At 68.8% G+C, this 1,646-nt stretch carries 1 protein-coding gene; it reads right to left on the bottom strand.

All coding sequences use genetic code 11. The annotated features are described in order from the left end of the window. A partial coding sequence (locus tag NL2_RS20520; RefSeq protein WP_157083307.1) for a class I adenylate-forming enzyme family protein occupies positions 1-1,646 on the bottom strand: 1,646 nt, incomplete at both ends.

The raw sequence follows: 1,646 nt of genomic DNA, 5'->3' as shown, positions 1-1,646 counted from the left end.
TTGAACTTCTGGATCTTGGAGGCGGACATGGGCCATTCGTCGATCAGGCGGATGTGGCGGGGGACCTTGAACGAGGCGATGCGCGCTTTGGTGTAGGCGATCAGTTCGGCGGCGAAGGCCTCGGGCGAGCAGGTGATCGGCCCGTCGGTTTCGATGAACGCGGCGGGCACTTCGGCCAGGCGCGGGTCGGGCAGGCCGACCACTTGCGCCAGCCGCACCGACGGGTGCGAGGCCAGCACCGCCTCGACTTCGGCCGCCGCGACATTCTCGCCGCCGACCTTGAGCATGTCCTTGAACCGGCCGTGGAACATCAGGTGCCCGGCCTCGTCGAGCGAGCCGATGTCGCCCGAGTGGTACCAGCCCTTGGCGTCGAGCGCCTCGGCGGTCTTGTCGGGGTCCTTGTAGTAGCCGTCGAACAGGTTGTAGCCGCGGATCAGCACTTCGCCGCGCGTGCCGGTGGGCAGGTCGGTTCCATCGGCATCGACGATGCGCACCTCGATCCCCAGCAACGGCGTGCCGAGCCGGGCAAAGCCCATCTCGGGGTCCATGTCGTAGCCGCCGGTGGTGACGATGCCGCTCGCCTCGGTCATGCCGAACGTGCCGACCTGGCGCATGTTCGGCGCCTTGTCGCGATAGGCCTGGCCGACTGCGGCGGGCATGAACGCAAAGCACGAGTTCTGCAGGCGGACCGAGCTCATGTCGGCCCTGGCCCAGTCGGGATGCGCGATCATCGCCTGGTGGAAGGTGACGAACGGCAGGAACATCATCGTCACTTTCTCGGCTTCGATCTGGCGCAGGCTTTCGCCCGGATCGAAGTGCGGCTGGCCGATGAATGTGCCGCCCACGTTGACCGCGCCGAGCATCGCCAGCATCGCGGCGATGTGGAACAGCGGCATCGGCGACCACGCGCGCTCGTCCGGGGTGAACGCCCAGCGGTTGGCGGTGAGGTTGATCGTCTCGCGCACGATCGCCTCGTGGCTGAGCAGGCAGCCCTTGGGGTTGGCCGACGTGCCCGAAGTGTAGAGGATCATCGCGGTATCGCGCAGCCGCACGGTGAGGCGGCGGTGGTGGACGGCGATGACCGGCACCGTGGCGGCGGCGGCATCGAAGCTGTCCGCGCTCAGGCAGCCGGGGGCGACCCGCCCCGAACCCGCGCCGTCGCCGGCGCGCAGCACGACGATGCGGCGCAAGGCCGGCGCGACGTCCAGCGCCAGCGCTGTGGGATCGGCCTGGCTCGCCAGATCGGGGAACGCCTCGCCCAGCCGGCCGGTGAAGTCGACATGTTCAGTCGCGGTGTCGTCGGTGACGATGGCGACGAGATCGGCGTTACCCGCGACATAGGCCATCTCGGGCGCCTTGTAGCGCGCGTTCATCAGCACCGAGACCGCGCCGACCATGGCATTGGCGAACAGCGTTTCGACAAACGCGATGCCCGACGGCAGCAGCACGCCGACATGGTCGCCCGGCCCCACCCCCAGCGCGATCAGCGCGCGCGCCTTGTGCAGCACCGCATCGACCAGCGCGGCATACGTCTTGCGGCCTTCGGGAAAGACCAGCATGTCCTTGTCGGGCGCACGATCGCACGCCCCCAGCAGCAGGTCGCCCAGCGTCGTCGCCACGATCCGCACCCGCGCCGGATCCTCCGA

It is taken from the genome of Novosphingobium lentum NBRC 107847 (assembly GCF_001590965.1).
Classification (GTDB): Bacteria; Pseudomonadota; Alphaproteobacteria; order Sphingomonadales; family Sphingomonadaceae; genus Novosphingobium; species Novosphingobium lentum.
The sequence above is the reverse complement of the archived record's forward strand: the minus strand, read 5'-3'. Positions and strand labels throughout refer to the sequence as shown.